General features: G+C 36.8%; 20 protein-coding genes. 17 read left to right on the top strand and 3 right to left on the bottom strand.

The genetic code is table 11. From position 1 onward, the window contains the following. Positions 1 to 18 precede the first annotated feature (18 nt). The 14 genes from ligA (at position 19) to LG377_RS04325 (ending at position 17136) form a co-directional block, all read left to right on the top strand. The gene (ligA, locus tag LG377_RS04260; protein WP_225743467.1) at positions 19 to 2037 is read left to right on the top strand and encodes an NAD-dependent DNA ligase LigA; all 2019 of its coding nucleotides are present in this window, start codon (positions 19 to 21) and stop codon (positions 2035 to 2037) included. Between the two features lie 22 nt (positions 2038 to 2059). After that, the gene (locus LG377_RS04265) at positions 2060 to 3241 is read left to right on the top strand and encodes a CamS family sex pheromone protein (protein WP_225743468.1); all 1182 of its coding nucleotides are present in this window, start codon (positions 2060 to 2062) and stop codon (positions 3239 to 3241) included. Positions 3242 to 3284: 43 nt separating this feature from the next. Further along, a complete protein-coding gene (gene gatC, locus LG377_RS04270; RefSeq protein WP_225743469.1) occupies positions 3285 to 3590 on the top strand; it encodes an Asp-tRNA(Asn)/Glu-tRNA(Gln) amidotransferase subunit GatC in 306 nt (101 codons plus the stop codon). Further along, the gene (gene gatA, locus LG377_RS04275; protein ID WP_225744628.1) at positions 3587 to 5056 is read left to right on the top strand and encodes an Asp-tRNA(Asn)/Glu-tRNA(Gln) amidotransferase subunit GatA; all 1470 of its coding nucleotides are present in this window, start codon (positions 3587 to 3589) and stop codon (positions 5054 to 5056) included. The genes gatC and gatA overlap by 4 nt, the downstream gene beginning before the upstream one ends. Positions 5057 to 5058: 2 nt before the next feature. Continuing rightward, complete coding sequence (gene gatB, locus LG377_RS04280; RefSeq protein ID WP_225743470.1) at positions 5059 to 6492, top strand: Asp-tRNA(Asn)/Glu-tRNA(Gln) amidotransferase subunit GatB; 1434 nt, start codon at positions 5059 to 5061, stop codon at positions 6490 to 6492. A gap of 41 nt (positions 6493 to 6533) precedes the next feature. After that, positions 6534 to 7547 carry a diacylglycerol kinase family lipid kinase gene (locus tag LG377_RS04285; protein WP_225743471.1) on the top strand — a complete coding sequence of 338 codons (1014 nt, stop codon included), beginning with the start codon at positions 6534 to 6536 and terminating at the stop codon, positions 7545 to 7547. 79 nt (positions 7548 to 7626) lie between these two features. Further along, complete coding sequence (rlmD, locus tag LG377_RS04290) at positions 7627 to 9006, top strand: 23S rRNA (uracil(1939)-C(5))-methyltransferase RlmD (protein WP_225743472.1); 1380 nt, start codon at positions 7627 to 7629, stop codon at positions 9004 to 9006. Positions 9007 to 9266: 260 nt separating this feature from the next. After that, on the top strand, positions 9267 to 10010 hold the full coding sequence (locus LG377_RS04295; protein WP_225743473.1) for a hypothetical protein: 744 nt from the start codon (positions 9267 to 9269) through the stop codon (positions 10008 to 10010). 46 nt (positions 10011 to 10056) lie between these two features. After that, positions 10057 to 10887 (top strand): exodeoxyribonuclease III, encoded by an 831-nt coding sequence (locus LG377_RS04300; protein WP_225743474.1) that lies wholly within the window; start codon positions 10057 to 10059, stop codon positions 10885 to 10887. Positions 10888 to 11102: 215 nt separating this feature from the next. Next, positions 11103 to 11777, top strand: coding sequence for a TIGR00266 family protein (locus LG377_RS04305; RefSeq protein WP_225743475.1), 675 nt, complete (start codon positions 11103 to 11105; stop codon positions 11775 to 11777). A 339-nt stretch (positions 11778 to 12116) separates the two neighbouring features. Next, a complete protein-coding gene (locus tag LG377_RS04310; protein WP_225743476.1) occupies positions 12117 to 14927 on the top strand; it encodes a cation-transporting P-type ATPase in 2811 nt (936 codons plus the stop codon). A gap of 1 nt (position 14928) precedes the next feature. Then, complete coding sequence (locus tag LG377_RS04315) at positions 14929 to 15579, top strand: TrkA family potassium uptake protein (protein ID WP_225743477.1); 651 nt, start codon at positions 14929 to 14931, stop codon at positions 15577 to 15579. 15 nt (positions 15580 to 15594) lie between these two features. Further along, the gene (locus LG377_RS04320) at positions 15595 to 16254 is read left to right on the top strand and encodes a TrkA family potassium uptake protein (protein ID WP_225743478.1); all 660 of its coding nucleotides are present in this window, start codon (positions 15595 to 15597) and stop codon (positions 16252 to 16254) included. A gap of 147 nt (positions 16255 to 16401) precedes the next feature. Then, a complete protein-coding gene (locus tag LG377_RS04325; RefSeq protein ID WP_225743479.1) occupies positions 16402 to 17136 on the top strand; it encodes an alpha/beta hydrolase in 735 nt (244 codons plus the stop codon). A 64-nt stretch (positions 17137 to 17200) separates the two neighbouring features. Here LG377_RS04325 and LG377_RS04330 read toward each other — a convergent pair whose 3' ends face one another. The 3 genes from LG377_RS04330 to LG377_RS12445 all read right to left on the bottom strand — a co-directional run bounded on the left by LG377_RS04330 (position 17201) and on the right by LG377_RS12445 (position 18444). Further along, on the bottom strand, positions 17201 to 17353 hold the full coding sequence (locus tag LG377_RS04330; protein ID WP_225743480.1) for a lmo0937 family membrane protein: 153 nt from the start codon (positions 17351 to 17353) through the stop codon (positions 17201 to 17203). A 92-nt stretch (positions 17354 to 17445) separates the two neighbouring features. Beyond that, complete coding sequence (locus LG377_RS04335; RefSeq protein WP_225743481.1) at positions 17446 to 18318, bottom strand: EAL domain-containing protein; 873 nt, start codon at positions 18316 to 18318, stop codon at positions 17446 to 17448. Positions 18319 to 18321: 3 nt separating this feature from the next. Next, positions 18322 to 18444 (bottom strand): hypothetical protein, encoded by a 123-nt coding sequence (locus LG377_RS12445; protein ID WP_255612756.1) that lies wholly within the window; start codon positions 18442 to 18444, stop codon positions 18322 to 18324. A gap of 164 nt (positions 18445 to 18608) precedes the next feature. Here LG377_RS12445 and LG377_RS04340 point away from each other — a divergent pair, with 164 nt between their 5' ends. The 3 genes from LG377_RS04340 to LG377_RS04350 all read left to right on the top strand — a co-directional run bounded on the left by LG377_RS04340 (position 18609) and on the right by LG377_RS04350 (position 21434). Next, the gene (locus LG377_RS04340; protein WP_225743482.1) at positions 18609 to 19211 is read left to right on the top strand and encodes a hypothetical protein; all 603 of its coding nucleotides are present in this window, start codon (positions 18609 to 18611) and stop codon (positions 19209 to 19211) included. A 198-nt stretch (positions 19212 to 19409) separates the two neighbouring features. Further along, entirely contained in the window at positions 19410 to 20594 is a 1185-nt protein-coding gene (gene uvsE, locus LG377_RS04345) for a UV DNA damage repair endonuclease UvsE (protein ID WP_225743483.1), read from the top strand. A gap of 105 nt (positions 20595 to 20699) precedes the next feature. Then, complete coding sequence (locus LG377_RS04350; protein ID WP_225743484.1) at positions 20700 to 21434, top strand: TspO/MBR family protein; 735 nt, start codon at positions 20700 to 20702, stop codon at positions 21432 to 21434. The last annotated feature ends 144 nt before the right edge of the window (positions 21435 to 21578 follow it).

Genomic DNA, 21578 nt, shown 5'->3' on the forward strand with positions numbered 1-21578 from the left:
GCCGAAAGGAGCAGGAATATGGTATTAGATAATGATTTTAAACAAGCTCAAGAAAGAGTTGATGAACTAATCACACTTTTAGATCGTTATAGTCATGAATATTATGTTCTGGATCGACCGTCAATCGAGGATAGCGAATACGATAAACTCTACCACGAACTTTTACATCTGGAAGAAACCTATCCTGCTCTTGTTCAGCAGGATTCACCTACTCAAAGAGTCGGCGGAACCTTACTACCGGGATTTGAAAAAGTAGAACACGATTTACCGATGCTAAGTCTAGATAATGCATTTGATTTGGAAGGATTGCAGGCATTTGATAAACGCGTTCAGCAATTAGTTAGTGGAGAGATTGAATACGAGTGTGAGCTGAAAATAGATGGATTAGCTGTATCGCTTAAATACGAAGAAGGAAAGCTGACGCAGGCTGTTACCAGAGGTGACGGACGTGTCGGAGAAAATGTAACAGGTAACGTGAAAACAATCAAAGCAGTCCCGCTTAAATTAAGACGTCCTGTAAGCATAGAGGCACGTGGTGAAATTTATATGCCGAAAGCTTCTTTTATCAAGTTGAATACAGACAGAGAAGAACAAGGAGAAGCCGTTTTTGCTAATCCTAGAAATGCTGCGGCTGGAACGTTAAGAAACCTTGATCCAAAAGTAACAGCCTCTAGAAATTTAAACCTCTTCTTATATTCCATGGTACAATATGGAGAATTGGAAATAGAGACACAAAGTGAAGCTTTAGAGACTCTTGAAGAGCTTGGTTTAAGAACAAATCCGGACCGTGCTGTCTTTCAATCCATTGAAGGTGTCTGGTCGTATATCGAAAAGTACCAAGAGAAAAGAACACAGTTACCTTATGAAATTGACGGTATCGTAATCAAAGTGAATCGGTTTGATGAGCAAGAACAAGCGGGTTATACAGTTAAAGCGCCTAGATGGGCCATTGCTTATAAGTTCCCAGCTGAAGAAACGAAGACACGGATCAATGAAATCGAATGGTCTGTTGGAAGAACGGGTGTTGTAACACCTACAGCGATCATGGATGCTGTCCAGTTGGCCGGTACGACTGTGAAAAGAGCTAGTCTGCATAATGTTGATTTGATTAAAGAAAGAGATATCCGTTTGGATGATCTGGTATTCGTCCGTAAAGCTGGCGATATTATTCCAGAAGTGGTACGCGTTGACTTTGATTCGCGACCTGAAAATAGTGTTCCTTGTGAGATACCAGTAAATTGCCCAGCTTGTGCGAGTGAACTCGTTCATTTAGAAGACGAAGTCGCTTTGAGATGTGTGAATCCTAAATGTCCTGCGCAAGCTAAAGAAAGATTGATTCACTTTGTTTCCCGCAATGCCATGAATATCGATGGATTAGGTGAGAAAATTGTCATTCAGCTCTTTGAACGTCACCTTGTTGAAGATGTGTCGAATTTGTATGACTTAGATTTAGAGCAGTTAATGACATTAGATAAAATCGCCGAGAAATCTGCTGACAACTTGTTGAAAGCTATAGAAGGATCTAAAAAGAACTCTATGGAGAGATTATTATTTGGACTTGGAATCAAGCATGTTGGTGCCAAGGCAGCACGACTATTATCTGAAAAATATGAAACGATTGAAGCTTTAAAGCAAGCGAATCAAGAAGATATACAAGTGATAGAAGGTATTGGGGAAATCATTGCAGAAAGTGTTGTGGCCTTTTTTGAACTAGAAGCAGCCATCGATTTACTCGATAAACTCAAAGCACATGGTGTCAATATGATCTATACTGGACCGAAAAAAGTAGAGACAGCTGATAAGACATCCGTTTTCTACGATAAGACAATTGTTATAACAGGTAAATTAGAACACTTTAAACGAAATGAGTTAAAAGAAACACTGACAAGATTAGGTGCAAATGTTACAGGCAGTATTTCTAAGAAAACAGACATACTGATTGCAGGTGCAGACGCTGGTAGCAAATTGACTAAAGCCCAGGAGTTAGAAGTACCTGTCTGGGACGAAGAAGCGTTAATCAATGAGATTGGTCAGTGATTTTGAAAGTGAGGTAACATCTATGAATAAAAAATGGATACTGGCAAGCCTATCTGGACTAACATTATTTCTAGCTTCCTGCAATATACTGCCTGACCCAGTAGGGACAGAGGAGCAATCAGTTGAACAAACTGAAGAAAACGATGGGGAAGCAGCAGAAAGTAATGATTCAGTTGTTGTTGAAACTAGAATCGATGATAATTATTATCGCCCGTTAATTACTGAAGAAGGTACCTATGAGCCAAGCCAAAATCGTGGAATAACAAGATCTCTAAATTCAAATGTGAATATCAAAACATTTGAAGAGGATTTAATGAGGTTATCACAGAAATATTTTTCAACGGATAATCATTATTTCCAAGAAGGACAATTGCTTCCCGCGAATTTAGCTACTAGCTGGTTACGTCGTGCTGAGCCACTTACTGAAGAACAGATAGAAGAAGGAGAAACGATTCTTGGGTTAAATCCAGAAGATAATGGAAGTCAAGATCCTGAATCGAGAGCACCGAATTATCTGAGTTCTATTTTAGAACAAGACTTCTACACGCAGACTGACGATGGAATTCAACTTGCTGGAATCAGTATAGGGTTATCACTGAATTCAGTTGATTATTATCGTAACGATCAGCAGCAAGAACAACAGCAAGAAATCAGTAAAGAAGATTTGTTACGAGAAGGACAAAGAATCGGAAGTGAAATCGTTTCGAGAATGCGTGAACTAGAAGGCGTAGGAACAGTTCCAATCATGGTTGGACTTTACCAACAATCGACTAGAGATAATTTTGCCGGAGGCATTTATATTTCCGAAGGTCTTAGTGAAAATGGAGCAGATTCTATCTCTAACTGGAACCAAGTCAATGAAAGTAGACTCGTATTTCCAGTAGAAGGCATGCAGAGTGCGGAAGGAAACAGTTTTGCTAATTTTAAATCAAAAGTAGAAAACTTTTTCCCTAATTTAAGTGGTATCACAGGAGTCGCGCATTACGTTGACGATAATTTAGTAAGTCTTCAAATCGAAATCGTTACGCAATTTTATGGAAAAGGTGAAATCATTGCTTTTACTCAGTATCTGAATGAAGCCGCAAATTCATACCTATCTGAAAATCTACCCATTGAAATTAAAGTAGAATCTTTGAACGGTATTGAATCATTCCTGAAGCGAGATGCGGAAGAAACGGAATTTACGACACACGTCTTTAATTAAGCAACCTGAACGGTATTTTATCAATTTGGAGGGAATTACCCATATGTCTATAAACGAAGAAACAGTTAAGCACGTTGCCAAACTGGCAAAGCTTGAATTCAAAGAAGAAGAGATCCATGACTTTACTGAAGGCATGGACAAAATCATTAACATGGTGGAACAATTAGAAGATCTGGATACGACAGGTGTAGAAGGTACGTATCATGGCATTACCCATCACAGTGTGCTTCGTGAGGATAAAGCGAAGCTTGAAGTCTCTAGAGAAGATTTGTTTACAAATGTTAAAACCAAACAAGATGGGTTTATCAAAGTACCCGCAATTATGGATAATGGGGAGAGTGGAGCATAATGACGATATTAGATCATACGTTAGAGGAATTACATGAACTGCTCGTCAAAGGTGAATTAACATCGCTCCAGATCATGGAGGCTGTATACGATAGAATTGAAGAAACAGAAGCAAACGTAGGTGCTTTTCTTGCGTTAAGTAAAACAGAGGCTTTAGCAAAAGCACGTGCTATGGATGAAGCCGGAATCGATCCGAACAATATTTTGAGTGGTTTACCCATTGGAATCAAAGACAACATCGTAACGAAAGGTGTAACTACAACAGCAGCTTCTAAAATGTTAGAAGACTTTGTGCCTGTATATGATGCAACAGTCGTTGAGAAGTTAAACGACTGCGGTATGATATCAGTTGGTAAGCTAAATATGGATGAGTTTGCCATGGGTGGATCTACAGAAAACTCTGCATTTAAAGTTACAGCTAATCCATGGGATCTTTCGAAAGTGCCAGGAGGATCTTCTGGTGGTTCAGCTGCAGCAGTGGCAGCCGGTCAAGTACCTGTTTCACTAGGTTCAGATACTGGTGGTTCCATTAGAGAACCAGCTGCATTTACAGGAATAGTAGGAATGAAGCCTACATACGGACGCGTTTCACGTTACGGTTTGATTGCTTTTGGATCAAGTCTTGATCAAATTGGACCATTTACTAGAACCGTTAAAGACAATGCGCTTGTGTTGAATGCCATTAGTGGATACGATCAACGTGATTCTACTTCTTATGATGGAGAAACACCTGATTTCACTCAAGGAATCGATCAAGGTGTTAAAGGTATGCGGATTGGTGTTCCTAAAGAATACTTTAACGAAGAAGCAAAAGAAAAAGGCGTGATCGAATCTGTTCGTGCTGCGCTTAAAACGTATGAAGAACTCGGTGCTGAACTTGTTGAAGTGAGCTTGCCGCATTCAAAATACGGGATACCAGCTTATTACATTATTGCTTCTTCAGAAGCATCAAGTAACTTACAACGATTTGATGGGATTCGATATGGATATCGTGCAGAAAATGTTCAAAATCTTGAAGAACTTTATGTAAGATCTCGTTCAGAAGGTTTCGGATTAGAAGTTAAACGAAGAATCATGTTAGGTACATTTTCATTAAGTGCCGGTTTCTACGATGCCCATTTCAAAAAAGCAGCGCAAGCTAGAACGCTGATCCGTCAAGATTTTGAAAAAGTGTTTGAAGAAGTTGATTTCCTAGTAGCACCGACTACTACAACGACTGCTTTCAATATTGGTGGTCAAATCGAAGATCCTTTAGCAATGTATATGGCTGATATACTGACGGTTCCAGTTAACTTGGCAGGCGTACCATCAGTTTCAATCCCTTGTGGGTTTTCTAATGAAATGCCAGTTGGAATGCAACTGATCGGAAAACATTTTGATGAACAAACACTTTATAGAGCGGCTTATGCTTTTGAACAATCAACTGATTTTCATAAGCAAAAACCACTTTTCAAGGGAGGAAAATAACTATGAATTTAGAAACAATCATTGGACTGGAAGTACACGTAGAGTTAAAAACAGATTCTAAAATGTTTTCTCCCTCACCGGCGCACTTCGGTGCTGAACCGAATACAAATACGAACGTCATTGACTGGGGCTACCCAGGAGTACTTCCGGTAGTAAATGAACGAGCAATTGAATTTGGAATGCGTGCAGCATTAGCATTGAATTGTACGATTTCACAAGATACAAAGTTCGACCGTAAAAATTACTTTTATCCAGATAATCCAAAGGCTTATCAAATTTCTCAATTCGATCGTCCTATTGGACACGATGGTTGGATTGATATTGAAGTGAACGGAAAAACAAAAAGAATTCGGATCGAACGTGTACACTTGGAAGAAGACGCAGGAAAAAACACGCATGGAACAGATGGGTACTCATACGTTGATTTGAATCGTCAAGGAACTCCATTGATCGAGATTGTTTCAGAAGCTGATATGCGTTCTCCAGAAGAGGCTTACGCTTATCTAGAGGCTTTGAAGCAAATTGTACAATTCACTGGCGTTTCAGATGTTAAAATGGAAGAAGGCTCTATGCGTTGTGATGCCAACGTTTCTTTAAGACCATTTGGACAAGAAGCATTTGGTACAAAAGCGGAACTTAAAAACTTAAACTCTTTTAACTATGTTCGTAAAGGACTAGCTTATGAAGTTGAACGTCAAGAAAAAGTATTGATGGCTGGCGGCGAGTTATTACAAGAAACAAGAAGATATGATGAGTCAACTGGAAATACGCTTTTGATGCGTGTTAAAGAAGGTTCAAGTGATTACCGTTACTTCCCTGAACCAGATATTCCAAGACTGATCATTGAAGATGAATGGGTTGAAGCGGTTCGCAACTCTTTACCAGAGATGCCAAAAGAAAGAAGAGCTCGTTACGTTCGTGAATTAAATATTCCTGAATATGATGCAGAAGTGCTCACTTCTTCAAAAGAACTTTCTGATTTCTTTGATGGTACACTGTCATTTGATGCAGATGCCAAGCAAGTGTCTAACTGGTTAATGGGAGAAGTCTCTGCCTACTTGAATAGTGAAAAAATGGGCATTGATGAAACAGCCTTAACACCGAAAGCGTTGGCTGAAATGATCCATTTAATAGCAGATGGAACAATCTCTTCGAAAATCGCTAAAAAAGTCTTCCGTGAGCTGATTGTTAACGGAAGTGATAACGTAGAGTCATTGGTAGAAGAAAAAGGTTGGGCGCAGTTAAGTGATCCAAGTAAACTACTACCAGTTATCAATGAGATTTTAGATCAAAATGAACAATCGATTGAAGATTATAAGAATGGTAGAGATCGTGCTATCGGATTCCTTGTAGGACAGATCATGAAACAAACACGTGGTCAAGCTAATCCGGGTGTCGTGAACCAACTGCTAAAAGAAGAAATTGAAAAACGATAAACATTGAGTATTAAAAATGTTTATAGGGGGAACTCTTAGATATGAGAAAAAGAGCAAGGATTATCTACAATCCAACATCAGGAAGAGAACAAGTAAAAAGGTCTCTTCCCGATATTCTCAAAGTTTATGAAGATTTTGGTTATGACACAAGTGCTTACTGTACAACTACTGAACCTTTATCTGCTCAGAAAGAGGCCAAACGATGCGCTGACGAACAATTCGATCTTGTGATCGCTGCTGGTGGAGATGGAACAATCAACGAAGTCATTAACGGGATTGCCGTAGCTGAAAAACGCCCTAAAGTTGCCATCATTCCAGCTGGAACGACGAACGACTATGCGAGAGCGCTGCACGTTCCTAGAGGTAATCTAGTAGCTGCTGCAAAAGTGATTGAAAAAGATCAGTCTGTATTTATGGATATTGGTAAAGTAAGTACAGCTTCAGAAGAACGCTTTTTCATGAATATTGGTGCAGCTGGCTTTCTTTCTGAAGTATCTTATGAAGTTCCTGCTAATATGAAATCTTTATTTGGTTCACTGGCCTACTTTGCAAAAGGGGCAGAATTACTTCCTAGAATAGGTAAAGTCCCTGTTCGGGTAGAATATGATGATGGAGTTTACGAAGGACAAGCGTCTATGGTATTTGTTGCTTTGACGAACTCTGTAGGTGGCTTTGAAGAAATCGCTCCTGATAAAACTCTAGGAGACGGTAAATTTACACTGATCATTGTGAAAGCAACGAATCTTGTTGAAATCATGAGACTGGTTACACTGCTAATGAATGATGGAAAACATATTAATAGCCCAAATATTGTGTATACTAAAACAAGTAAAGTTGTCACAGAAACAATCGGTGACCGTAAACTCATGATCAATATTGATGGTGAGTATGGTGGAGATGCACCAGCTACATTTATCAATTACCGACAACATATCGAAATGGTTGGAGATATTGATGGAATGAAATTGGACATTGATACACGAGATGCTACAATGGAAGAGAAGGAAACTGACTTTATCAAACAAGTGTCTGAACTGGAAGATCAAAGTCAGTAAAATGATGATGTGAAGCGTACAGTATCTTAGGTCTGTACGCTTTTATACTATATGTAAGAATTAAAAAGGAGTATTCATTTTGAATAAAAAGAAATTTACAGCACCTGTATTAAAGAACAAAGATTACACAGCAACGGTTGAAGATCTGACACACGAGGGATTTGGCGTAGTTAAAATCGATAATTTCCCTGTGTTTGTAGAAGGCGCTTTGCCGGAAGAAGAAGTGACATTCAAAGTCGTAAAAATTGGTAAGAAATTTGCCTTTGGTAAATTAATGGAAGTCTTGACTTCTAGCCCAGACCGCGTTGAAATTTTGGACAAAGTTTATGCTCAGACAGGTACTATGCCACTACAACACTTATCTTATGATGCACAACTTAGATTCAAAAAAGATCAAGTCGTTCGCGTATTTGAACGAATTGCTAAATTACCAGAAGTTCCAATAGCAGACGTTATCGGTATGGATGAGCCTTATGGTTACAGAAATAAAGCGCAGATTCCAGTTCGTAAAATTGATGGGAAAATGGAAACAGGGTTTTTCAGAAAAAATAGTCATGACCTGATTCCATTAGAAGATTTTGTGATTCAAGATCCTAAAATCGATGAAGCCGTTGTTACTGTACGCGATATTCTGAAGAGATTCCATATTAAACCTTATGATGAAATCAACCATAAAGGTGATATCCGTCATATTCTTGTAAGAAGAGGACATTATACTGGAGAATTAATGGTTGTATTAGTTACTCGTACAAGTGATCTTTCCAGAGAAAATGAAATTATTGAAGCGATCAAAGAAAAATTGCCAGAATTAGTGAGTTTAATTCAAAATATTAATCCTGATAAAACAAACGTTATATTGGGAAGAGACCACCGTGTATTATACGGGGAAGATGGCTATCATGATACATTGCTAGGAGATACTTACTTTATATCTCACGAATCTTTCTATCAAATTAATCCCGTTCAAACTCAGATTCTTTATCAGACAGCCATTGACTTTGCAGAACTGACTGGAGAAGAAACAGTGATCGATGCTTATTGTGGTATTGGAACATTAACTTTAGGTTTAGCTAAAAAAGCGAAACATGTTTACGGACTTGAAATCGTTAATACTGCTATCAAAAATGCCAACCGTAATGTTCAAGTAAACGATGTAGAGAATGTTTCCTTCAAAGTCGGTGCTGCTGAAGAGTTGATGGTAGAATGGAATAACCGTAATGACAGCGTAGATGTTCTTGTTGTAGATCCGCCAAGAAAAGGTCTAGCTAAAGAATTTGTGGATGCAGTACTTGTGATGAAACCTAAGAAAATGGTTTATGTCAGTTGTAACCCTGCAACCTTAGCAAGAGACTTAAAACTACTGCATGAAGGTGGATACGAAATCGTACAAGCTCAACCAGTAGATTTATTCCCACAAACGCATCATATAGAGACAGTTGTTCAATTGCGCAGAAAATAAACTCAGTAAGTCAAACTACTGTGATTCGGTAACTAAGCGAATCACAGTAGTTTTTTTAGTATTCAATAAGTATATAGCCTTTTGTTGAAACCATTCATTTTGAAAGATTAAAACCAATTGTTTAGTGACGAATTTTCTTATTAAAGGTTAAAGCAAAATTGTGTAGAGACCCATAGATACGGTATAATGGCTTCAGTTTTTAAAATAGAGTAACTACGAGTTCATTCATTCAAAAGCTTGTACTGAATTAAGTAAGGAGAGTGGAAGTAACGAGAAGAACGAGAGATATTTTTTATATTAGTGCAAATAGTATTAAGCAATATTATATCTATTACGGCATGGAATTTCATGAATTTATTAGACACGTCCCTAGTGAGCTTGATAATATATTAGTAACAGATGGAAAATACACAACAAATGACTATAATAGGAATATGCTTTTAGAAACAGCTAAGGGTAAAAAAGGAATCGTTGAGCTTTCAAAAGAGGATATTTATGGTTTAGGAAATTTCCATTGGATTGATTATGATAGTGAAGGTCGTCTAGATCATTGTACACCTCAAGAAAAAGCAGAAATACTTTACTTATCTCATTTCGGACAGCCGATGCATTCTCCATTTTTTGACCGTTTAAATAATCAATTCGTTTATCTTGCCCACGATGACGGGTGGTTCTGCAAATTGTACTGTAAAGAAATGGCGGTCTTTAAAGAAATAATCGCTAATAAAATGGTTGCTGAATTTTCTACCAATAAGAGAAGAAAAATCTATCCAATGAATGACAGTATAAAAAGTCAGCTTCTAGACTTAACGAATCAAGGACTATTAATAGATTTTTCTAACATTTACAGGGATAATAAAGAAATCAGTCTTCACTATTATGTGGTTGGTCACTATCAGAATATGGATGATATGTATCATGATCTTGAACGAAACAAGCAGATAGCAGAAATAAAAGGGTATATTAAGCATAAGAATAAGAAGTGGGCAATTTATCAGCAATGAATATCTGTAAAAAGTTACGAATAAAAAGATTTAAAGGAGAATAACAGTGAAATTAATTACATGGAATATGGATTCATTAAATGCGACGCTGACAAGTGATTCAGCAAGAGCTGTATTATCAAGAGAAGTATTAAATACGATAATAGAACAGGAACCTGATGTTATCGCTATACAGGAAACGAAATTACCAAGAACAGGACCGTCTAAAAAACATGCAGAAATATTAGAGAGATTTTTCCCGGAGTATGACTATGTCTGGCGCATTTCCGAAGAACCTGCGAGAAAAAGTTATGCTGGAACCATGTTTTTATACAAAAACCACTTAGATCCTATTGTAACGTATCCTAAAATTGATGCACCGGATACAATGGACGTAGAAGGTCGGATGATTACTTTAGAATTTGATACATTTTATATTACTCAAGTTTATACCCCCAATTCTGGCTCGGAACTAGTCCGCTTAAAAGAGCGCCAAATTTGGGACGAAAAGTATGCAAAATACTTAGCTAGTTTGGATGAAAAAAAACCAGTCCTTGCTACAGGAGACTTCAATGTGGCACATAAAGAAATTGATTTGGCGAATCCAAACAATAATCGTCGGTCAGCCGGATTTACGGATGAGGAGCGAGAAGGTTTCACAAGACTTTTAGATAAAGGATTCACAGACACCTTCCGCTATGTACATGGGGATGTAACTGGACAATACTCGTGGTGGAATCAGCGTGTGAAGACAAGTAAAGTGAATAACTCCGGCTGGAGAATTGACTACTGGTTGGTTAGTGATAGAGTAGCTGAAAAAGTTCAGAAATCTGATATCATCGACTCAGGAATACGTCAAGATCACACACCACTGTTACTTGAAATAGAGATAGATTAATGAACTATACGAGTTTATAAACATTAATCTCAATTTAAATAAAATACAACAGTCCTAGGTTGGTTAACTTATGACTGTTGTATTTTTTTAATTCCTAGAGCAGTAGTTAGACTACTGTTGTGAGTACACATTCGCACTCGTCAAAATATAAATTGTAAAGATTTATCCCAAAGGATATAATGACTTCAATCAATGAAATGAAGGAGAATAGCATAATGGAATTTGAGATTGAAGGAAAATATCCGGCGCTTAGATGTACGCTAGATCGTGGAGAAACGATTATAACAAGTTCAGGCAATATGTCTTGGATGACACAGGGCTTTGAACTCGAAACATCAAGTCGAGGAGGACTTTTTAAAGGATTTACTCGAGCGATAACGGGAGAAGGCATGTTTCAAAATACTTATAGAGCGGTAAATAATCAACAAGAAATTGTTTTTTCGGCATCACTACCTGGAGAAATTGTTCATATTGAAATGAACGGTCAGATTATCATGGCTCAGAAAAGTGCTTTTCTTGCGTCTACTGAACATGTGAATTTTGAAGTAGCATTAACTAAAAAGTTTTCCGCTGGTTTAATGGGTGGAGAAGGATTTGTCCTGCAGAAATTCTCAGGTAAAGGTGATTTGTTTTTAGAGGCGGATGGTTCTCTAATTGACTACCAATTAAAGCATGGGGAAGCTTTGCTAGTTGATCAAGGACATGTATTCATGTTCGATGAAAGTATTACATATTCCATTGAAACAGTAAAAGGATTAAAAAACATGATGTTCGGAGGAGAAGGAGCCTTTCTGGTCAAGCTTGTGGGACCCGGGAAAGTGACCTTACAGACGATGCCCATTAGTACGCTTGCTTCACAAATTATTCCTTATGTTCCTTCTAGTAATTAAATGATTTACTTAAGAAGATAATAATTTTAATGTGAAAAATTGAATGAATCAATGAGTTTCTCTATCCCAAAAATTATTGGAGTGGAGAAACTTTTTTGTCGTTAAATATGCAAAAAGATCATCATAATAAGATGCTTAAACCCAGAAAGTGAACGATAGCGATTATTGCGATTAAAAAGAAGGGGGATTGATTCTGATAGCGATACCAACATTGCTGTTATAGTTGTTATGGATAGTAAGATTAAGTTGCTTTTACCATTTTTAGGACTATAATAATGATAGAATTTAAAGGTCTTAATTTAATTTTATATTAAATTGATTCAAGAGAGGAAAATAAACATGAATAATGCTAAAAATAGTGATCAAAGTACATTAGCGTCATTACAATCGGATGATGTTTTTGAAGCTTTAGATACCCGAAAAGGAGGATTGAGTGCAGAAGAGATTCAAGAAAAACGAGAAATGTTTGGATTCAACAAGATAGACGAACCAGAAGGAGAATCCGTCTTCATTCAATTCATCAGACATTTTATTAGTTTAATGGCTGTTTTACTATGGGTAGGTGGTACAGTAGCCTTCTTTTTCACTGATACTCCGCAACTTGGAATCGCTATTTGGTTAGTCAATGTCATTAATGGGTTATTCAGTTTTTTCCAAGAAAGTAAAGCTAGTAAAGCAACAGATGCCCTCAAAAAAATGTTATCTTCTTATGCACGAGTCGTTAGAAACAATAGTGAACAGCAAATTCTAACTGAAGAATTAGTTCCTGGAGATGTCTTGATGGTAGAAGAAGGAGACAAAATAGCTGCAGACGCTAGATTGATTTCTTCCAACGACTTGCAAGTCAACCAGTCCGCACTTACGGGAGAGTCTAACCCCGTTAGGCGAAACGAACTGCCTATTAGTCCGGAAGATTTATCTAGTTTCGAATACAAAAATATGATTTTTGCAGGAACGACTGTCTCCAGTGGTAGTGGTACAGCAGTGGTTACCAAAACAGCTATGAATACAGAATTTGGTAAAATTGCCAAATTAACACAAAGTCTTGGAGATGAAAAAAGTCCTTTACAAAAAGATTTAGATAAATTAACCAAACAGATTTCTATTATTGCCATTTCAGTTGGAGTTTTATTTTTCCTAGCAGCTATTTTATTCGTTGAACAACCGGTTGCTCAAGCATTTGTTTTCTCGCTAGGGATGATCGTAGCCTTCATACCAGAAGGATTACTTCCAACAGTTACGCTATCTTTAGCTATGGCGGTACAGCGAATGGCGAAGGAACATGCATTGGTTAAAAAACTTTCTTCCGTTGAAGCACTAGGATCTACATCTGTCATTTGTTCAGACAAAACAGGTACGTTGACTCAAAATGAAATGACAGTCAATCATGTATGGTTGCCTACTCAAGAATTCGAAGTGACTGGACTAGGATATGCTCCCGAAGGCGAAATCCAGGCAGATGGAACAAGCATTGATGCTAATAACCATGCAGATCTGAAGTTGATTCTGTCCGCTGCTGCGTTATGTAGTAATGCTAGAATCTTACCTCCAAATGAAGAAAATCCGAGATATACAGTATTAGGAGATCCTACAGAGGCATGCTTAGGGGTAGCTGCAGAAAAAGCTGGATTAGTCCCTGAAGCAATTGAAAGCCAAGCGATGAGATTGCGAGAGTTGCCATTTGATTCAACAAGAAAAAGAATGTCAACGATTCACCAATTGACAAAACCATTAGATGGGGCTAAAAAAATTGCTTATGCTAAAGGTGCGCCTAAAGAAACAGTTGATTTGTGTACAACTATTCGTGTTGATGGGAAAGTTATTCCACTTGATGAAGAACAGAGAATCAGTATTATGGAAGCAAATGACCAATATGCTAGACAAGGTTTGCGGGTATTAGCTATTGCTTATCGCGATCTATCCAAAGCTGAAAATCTTCCTAGAGCAATGAGTGAATATACACCAGAACTTATTGAACAAGATATGGTATTTATCGGGCTTGTCGTCATGGCAGACCCTCCCAGAGAAGAAGTAGCGGCTGCGGTAGAAAAATGTCGTGAAGCCGATATTCGAATCATCATGATCACAGGGGATTATGGCCTGACTGCTGAAAGTATTGCAAAACGTATTGGTATTGTAAAAGGAGAACATCCACGGGTCATTACAGGAACTGAACTTGAGAAAATGACAGATGAATCATTGAAGGAAGCATTATCCGATGAAGTGATTTTTGCGCGTGTTGCACCGGATCAGAAATATCGTGTCGTAGTCAATCTTCAAGAGTTAGGAAACGTTGTAGCTGTTACAGGAGATGGTGTAAACGATGCACCTGCACTTAAAAAAGCAGATATTGGTGTGGCCATGGGAATTACTGGAACAGATGTAGCGAAAGAATCTGCGGATATGATTTTAACAGATGATAATTTTTCATCAATCGTGCGAGCAGTAGAAGAGGGTAGAGCGGTCTACGACAATATTCAAAAATTTTTACTTTATATCTTCAATAGTAATATGTCTGAAGCTGTTCCATCAGCAGCGTTTCTACTATCTAGAGGAATGATTCCTTTACCGTTAACGATCATGCAAATTCTTGCGATCGATTTAGGAACGGATTTAATCCCTGCTTTAGGATTAGGAACAGAATTGCCAGAACCAACAGTCATGCAAAGACCACCTCGTCCAAAACATGCAACACTATTAAATCGTAAAATTTTAATCAAAGCATTTTTATGGTATGGCATTATCGCTTCTGCTATTGCGATGGGTGCATATTTCTATGTAAACCTTATTCACGGAAATGCCTTTGCTAACTTAGCAGATTCAGGATTGATCTACCGTCAAGCAACTACGATGACTCTTGGAGCGATTATTTTTTGTCAAATAGGCGCAGCATTTAATAGTAGAACTGAAACGCAATCTGTGTTTTCCATAGGATTGTTCAGCAATAAGTTAATCAATAACGGGATTATTTTTGAAGTCTTTTTACTGATTATCTTGGCTTATGTTCCTTTATTCCACGGTCTATTTAATACAGCACCATTAGCTATGCTTGACTGGATATTTTTGATTTTATGCCCAATTCCAGTAGTTGGCCTAGAAGAAGCGCGTAAATATTATATAAGACATAAAAATAAAAAGGAGGCGGCATAAAATGAAAATTATTATAGTAGGTGCAGGAAGGTTAGGATCTAATTTAGCATTAGAGTTATTGAATGATGGAGAAGATGTAACAGTTATTAGTGATTCACAAGAAAAAATCAGTAAATTCGATAGAGACTTCTCTGGGAAGATTATTTTTGGGAAAGAATTTGATAAAGATATTTTAGAAGAGGCTGGAATTGAAACAGCCGATAGTTTGATTTCCTGTACTGAAAGTGATGAGACGAATGCATTAGTTGCCAGAATTGCACGTATACATTATAAGGTTCCAAAAGTTATTGCGCGACTATATGATAAGCGGAAAGTTGCCATTTACAATGCCCTAGGAATACAGGTCATAGCAACAACAGAATGGGGGATTTCACGAACAAAAGAACTACTGACTTTCAACAAAATAGATACCATAATGAGTATAGGAAATACACCAGTAGATATTGTGAAAGTTGCTGCACCAGCGCTCTTAAATGGAAAAACATTAAGAGATGCTTTTCCTATCAATGAACTGAAAGTATTTGCAATTAGTCGAAATAACGAATCGTTTGTACCTTCAAATCATACAGTTATTGAACAAGGAGATATTATTTATTTTTCGGTACTATCAAAATCACTTGGAGAAGTCAGTAGAATACTTGACATACATTAAGGGGGTGCAGAGAATATGAAAGTAATCGTAATAGGTGGCGGACAAGTGGGTGCTTACGTAGCGAGAATTATGGTTGAAGCACAAAATGATGTCTGCATTATTGATAATAGAGAAAAAGTCATTCAATACAATCAGCAAGAATTCAAAGAGGAACAAATTATCTATGGCGATGGCGCTGATCCAAAAATTCTTGAAAGAGCTGGGATTTATGAAGCAGATGTTGTAGCGGCAGTAACAGGAGCAGACGAAATTAATTTAGTAGCCTCTACAATCGCAAAGTTTGAATTCGGAATAGAAAAGGTTATTGCACGAGTGAACAATCCTAAAAATGAGTGGCTATTCACTCGAGATATGGGGGTTGATATTCCTATTAGTCAGGCTAATCTGCTTGCACGTGTGATTTCAAACCAAATTGATATGAACAATATGATTACACTCATGAAGCTGAATGATAAAAATGCTTCTATTGTTGAAGTTACAGTAAACATGGGTTCAAAAGCCGATGGTGCCACAGTGAAAGATATTGTTATTTCCGATAATATTGTACTGATTGCTGTACAAAGGGGCAATGAGAATATGATTGTGCGAGGAGAAACGGTATTCCAAGCTGGAGACCATATATTTGCTTATACAGATGCAGAAGAAGATCAGACGCTTTATAATTTAACGAGATAACAAGTGAAAATCAAAAAAAAAAAATCGTAAAATGAACAGTGCAGAGTCCTACTGCTTGTTCATTTTTTTTGTGAAATCTAAAAAGACAAAAATAAAAATAGGTGTTATGATATAAGAGTTGAATTTACTATAGAAAGAAGTCGTTATATGAAAAATTGGATAAAAGATCATTGGAAGAAGATCATTGTTTCTTTTCTACTGATTATCTTACTCATTATTGGTGGAATCCTCACTTATGTTCAAAGCGCCACTTATTCTGCCATGCCTGAAGCAGTAGCTATACTTGAAGACGAAGCCGTTCAGACTGATGGAAATACGATTGTGATAGAACCTGATGAAGCACTCGGAAATGTTGTATTATATCAAGGAGGTTTTGTTGAGAAAGAAGCTTACTTGCCATTAGCTAAAGCATTAAGTGAAAAAGGATACCGTGTTTTTATACCGCAAATGCCTTTGAATCTTGCCATATTAGGTGTTAATCGTTTTGAAGACATTGTAGAAGCGTATCCTTCTGAATTGCCTTGGTGGATTGGCGGACATTCTTTGGGAGGAACTAGTGCTTTACTTTACGCGGTTGATCACCTAAATGAGATAGATGGCGTATTTCTACTAGCTTCTTATCCTAGCGATGGAGCGGATTTATCACAAGCTGATATACCGGTCGTGTCGTTCTTCGCAACGAATGATGAAGTCATTAATCAGGAACGATATGAAGAGTCTAAAGCTCTTCTTCCAGAACAAACGGAGTACGAGGTTATAGAAGGCGGAAACCACTCTAATTTTGGATATTATGGTTTTCAAAAAGGAGATGGAGAAAGCACGAATACTCGTGAACAACAGTTGGATCAAGTTGTAGATTATTTTCAAGAAGTAGCAGAATAAGAACAATATAAAAAGACATAGATCCTATGGACCTATGTCTTTTTATATTGTTCAGATAGTTAATCTACCTGGTTTTATTTTTACGACCAGTAATCATATTGTAGATGAAAACAAGTAGTGCGACGACTAATAAAATATGTACGAGTCCGCCGGCTATTTCAAATACTAGACCTAATACCCAGAATAATAATAGCAAGCCAATTAAAGTCCAAATCATGAATAACAACTCCTTTGTGATTTATTATATTAAGTATAACAGGTTAGAAGTGAAATCAATAGTGATACGAATAGTATTCAAAATTGTATGGCTTAAATAATCGGTATTTTGTCTACCAATAGAGGCTCGGGTTCTGGTTTTCCGAATAGATATCCTTGGAATAATTGATATCCTTGAGTTTTCAACCACTCAAAATCCTCGTATGTTTCAATTCCTTCAGCTAGAGGTATAGAGCCGATTTTATTCGCTTTTTCAAGAAATAAACGTGCAATCGTCTGCTTCTCTATGTCAGTTGCTACGCCTTGAGCATAAACCATATCGAGTTTCATGTAAGGAGGAGAAAGTTCTTCTAGAACATCTAATGTATTATATCCAGCACCTACATCATCGAGTGCGTAAGAAAATCCATGGTTACTGTAATAAGTTAGAATAGACTTCAAATGCGCTAAATCTTCTACTTTCTCAGTTTCGACAACTTCAAATACGATTCTCTTTGGATCCACATTTAAACGTTTAGCAATAAGCGTAGTCGTTCTCAAGCAATGCTCAGGTGCATAAATAGCCGTAGGAATGAAATTGATAAAGACTTTAAGATGATCATCAAGGCGATTGATTTGTTTAACAGCATTGATTCGACAAATTCGATCTAAAGCAAATGTTCGTCCGCGAGCTTTAGCAGCAGGGAAGATTTGATTTGGATATATTACCTGACCTTCATCATCTTTAAACCTGGCCAGCATCTCATAACCATAAATCGTTCCATTACCTTTTATAATAGGTTGGAAGTGCATGTTTAAATGACGTTCATTAATGATGGAATCGATCCATGCAGCATCCACATATTCGTGAAACTGTTCAATAGGTTTCCAATTCAACTGATTTATTTGAAACTGGATGCCTTCTGTGAGTCCCATTTCATGTAAAAAATCGTATAAATCAATAGCACCAGATTCATCTGTAATCAAATTCTATTTTTGAACTTCGTAGTCGTAACCAGACCGATAGAAGTGTTCGTCCGCAAGAGCCAGAAGTGAATCATCTAAATGAAAAGTGATTTTTTGACCAAAAGTAGCGCAATTTTTATAGACCATTTTTTCCTCCGAAACCGAGTTAATTGATTTAATTATCATATCACATGTATGATATTAAAAATAGAGTATAAATTAAGTAGCAACTGTTATATCTTATTGGTATAATAGCATACAGCATAAGAATTTATCTCAGTTTAATTATAAAAGGAGAAGTAATTTTGCGAATGATCAATTACAAGGAAGTAGAATCTTTAAAAGAACAGTTGATAAACATACAAGCAGATTCCGATGACTTCTATTATAAAACGCTGCATAGACTTTTAGATCCTTTTTCTCATACCTTAGACATTGATGAAGCGAGTAGTTTCTCATTTGCCTTTGAGGATCTGTATTTAAAATATGAAGGCAATTATCTTTCACTATTTGAAGAACTATATAATCAATCTACAAATCAATCGATAGTTATTGAAATGCCCTACAATGAAATTAGCGAGCAGACGCATCTAGCCGTTTTGAACCAAGTAGACCGCTTTGAACAGTTTCAATGGATAAAATTACTAAAACAAACGGACGAAAAAACAGCTTCTGATTTCTTCGTAGTTGAATCGTTTGAAGATTTGAAACTCATGTATCAAATTAACTCCAGAGAAGTTTTCTTCTGTAATATTCATTTCATGGACCTTGGATTCTCGCTACGCGGACATTTTGATAGAAGCATGGAAGTTTTTTTTGAATCAGAAAAAGCCATTGAAAGCTTTAAGAATATAGTAGAAAAAAACGGACTATTTTTGAGAAAGTATCCAGATGAACTAGAACGTGGAGTATAAATCAATAACTGTATAAGTTAGAATCGATGAACAGAATATAATATAAATGGCTTTTCAACCTAATTGGCGCTCAGAAAAAAGTTCAAACCGAATAAGTTTAGAAAAATAATAAAATAATGTAGGATAGTATTAGAAGGACACTAGGTCTGGATGATACTATTTTTTTATACAATCAACGAGCAAAGGAGAGAGCCTCAATTGAGTATTGGATACCCCTGTATTACAGTCGGAGTAGCAGACACTAAACAAAAGACTTGTAGAAAAGCGAGTGCTACTGAAGAACACTTAAGTTCTCTCATAGAGCACAACCTTACAGCACTTAAGCACATTATCGAATTCAATGGACAACATCAGATTCGTCTTTTTAGAATTAGCTCTGATATTATACCGTTTGCTTCTGACAAAGAAGTAAATACATTGAACTGGTCAGAACAGTTTTCAGAACAATTTCAGGAATTAGGAAAATTGATTAGAAAATACAGTATGAGAGTTTCCATGCATCCTGGCCAGTATACTGTGCTGAATTCGCCGGATGAAGATATTGTCAAAAGAGCGATTGCTGATCTTGAATATCATACGTTATTTTTAAATAGCCTTGGAGTAGATTCAAGTAGTAAGTTGATTCTGCATGTTGGAGGAGTATACGGAGATAAAGATTCTGCGATGGACCGATTTGTCGATGTTTATAATACTTTAAGTGAGAACGTAAAAGATCGATTAGTAATCGAAAATGATGACCGTTCATACACCATCGAAGAAGTCTTAAAGATCTGTGAAAGAACAGGCGCACCGGCTGTTTACGATAATTTACACAATGCTATCAACTTGAGTGATGATTCTAAATCAGACACTTACTGGATAAAAAAAGCTAAAGAAACATGGAAGACTAAGGATGGTAGGCAGAAAACCCATTATTCACAACAGCAAATGAATAATCGAACAGGTTCTCATTCTAAATTCATTGGAATAGATGAATTTATGAAGTATTACAATGAAGTGGAAAAGTTAGATATCGACATCATGTTGGAAGTAAAAGATAAAAACCTCTCTGCCATCAAATGTATTCTTGCTACCACCGAAAACGGTGAAATCAAAGATTTAGAAAATGAGTGGAGTCGATACAAATACGTCGTGCTTGAACGTTCTCAAGAAATATATGAAAGTATACAGTCTTTACTGCAAGATCAGTCATCCTACCCAGTTATTCCTTTTTATCGATTGATAGAAGCCGCTCTTGAAGAGGAGCCGTCAAATACAACAGGGGTAAATGCTACAGATCAGGTGTGGGATTATATAAAAAATAGTGCAACGGAAAAAGAACAAGATAAATATCAGAAACTGCTTCAAGAAGTGAAGAATGAAGAGAATACATTGAAAAATTAAAAACCTATCTAAAACAATTGATCAAAAAATACGATCAACAGGATATTCTTGATTCTCTTTATTTTGAATTCTGATCTTATAAAAAATGATTAAAGGAGAGATTTTATGTCAAAAAGTAAAAAGTTTGGAATACTCTATCTAGTTGTCTTTGGAGTAATGATATTTCTAAATTATTGGTCAGCCACCGATGTAGGTTCTACCGCTGACGATCAACAAGCGCTAATTCAGCCAGCAGGATTTGCCTTTTCTATCTGGGGATTAATTTATTTGAGTGTATTGATTTGGATTGTTAGATTATTTTTCATCAAGCAATTTGAAGGAACGATCTACGATAAAGTTAAAGTCTGGTTGTTGCTGAACTTTGCTTTGAATGGTGCATGGATCATTATGTTTACTGGAGATCAAATCGGATTATCTACAGTTGTTATAGTAGGACTACTCTTAACACTAGTGATGATTTACCGTACGATTTCAAAAATTAGATATAACTTTTTTGATCGATTCCCGTTTTCTATTTATTTTGGATGGGTCACTGTCGCAACAATTGTCAACATTTTTACATGGGCAGTATCATCTGATGTTCAAGAAATCTTAGGTTTAAGCGAATTGAATTGGACGGTGATTTTACTAGTTGTTGCAACGATACTATGCGTATACATTTCGCTAAAATATACAGATTGGTCGTATCCATTAGTCTTTGTCTGGTCATTTACCGGCATCATTATTGAAAATACGCAATCCACGATTATCTTGCTTGCAGGTGTTTGTATTGCTGTTCAAGCCCTTAGTACAGTCTACACAGCCTATAAAGCGTACAAAACAGAAAGGGTTCATGCCTAAATCAGAATAGTCATAAAAAAAAGACCGATTTAGGTCTTTTTTTTACGGAATCGCTAAACAGAGTAGAGTGCAAACGAACTGAATATCCTTTTTAAATATAGTTTGAAAAAATATGTTAAAATGAATAAGTGAAAATTTTATAGG

Origin of the sequence: Marinilactibacillus sp. Marseille-P9653, from assembly GCF_916618885.1 — a bacterium.
Classification (GTDB): Bacteria; Bacillota; Bacilli; order Lactobacillales; family Carnobacteriaceae_A; genus Marinilactibacillus.

Coding starts and splice junctions, on each gene's coding strand:
- ligA (WP_225743467.1), top strand. CDS start 19: ATGGTATTAGATAATGATTTTAAACAAGCTCAAGAAAGAGTTGATGAA.
- gatB (WP_225743470.1), top strand. CDS start 5,059: ATGAATTTAGAAACAATCATTGGACTGGAAGTACACGTAGAGTTAAAA.
- LG377_RS04350 (WP_225743484.1), top strand. CDS start 20,700: ATGTCAAAAAGTAAAAAGTTTGGAATACTCTATCTAGTTGTCTTTGGA.
- LG377_RS04305 (WP_225743475.1), top strand. CDS start 11,103: ATGGAATTTGAGATTGAAGGAAAATATCCGGCGCTTAGATGTACGCTA.
- LG377_RS04285 (WP_225743471.1), top strand. CDS start 6,534: ATGAGAAAAAGAGCAAGGATTATCTACAATCCAACATCAGGAAGAGAA.
- LG377_RS04340 (WP_225743482.1), top strand. CDS start 18,609: ATGATCAATTACAAGGAAGTAGAATCTTTAAAAGAACAGTTGATAAAC.
- LG377_RS12445 (WP_255612756.1), bottom strand. CDS start 18,444: ATGGTCTATAAAAATTGCGCTACTTTTGGTCAAAAAATCACTTTTCAT.
- LG377_RS04320 (WP_225743478.1), top strand. CDS start 15,595: ATGAAAGTAATCGTAATAGGTGGCGGACAAGTGGGTGCTTACGTAGCG.
- LG377_RS04310 (WP_225743476.1), top strand. CDS start 12,117: ATGAATAATGCTAAAAATAGTGATCAAAGTACATTAGCGTCATTACAA.
- LG377_RS04265 (WP_225743468.1), top strand. CDS start 2,060: ATGAATAAAAAATGGATACTGGCAAGCCTATCTGGACTAACATTATTT.
- LG377_RS04330 (WP_225743480.1), bottom strand. CDS start 17,353: ATGATTTGGACTTTAATTGGCTTGCTATTATTATTCTGGGTATTAGGT.
- LG377_RS04325 (WP_225743479.1), top strand. CDS start 16,402: ATGAAAAATTGGATAAAAGATCATTGGAAGAAGATCATTGTTTCTTTT.
- LG377_RS04315 (WP_225743477.1), top strand. CDS start 14,929: ATGAAAATTATTATAGTAGGTGCAGGAAGGTTAGGATCTAATTTAGCA.
- gatC (WP_225743469.1), top strand. CDS start 3,285: ATGTCTATAAACGAAGAAACAGTTAAGCACGTTGCCAAACTGGCAAAG.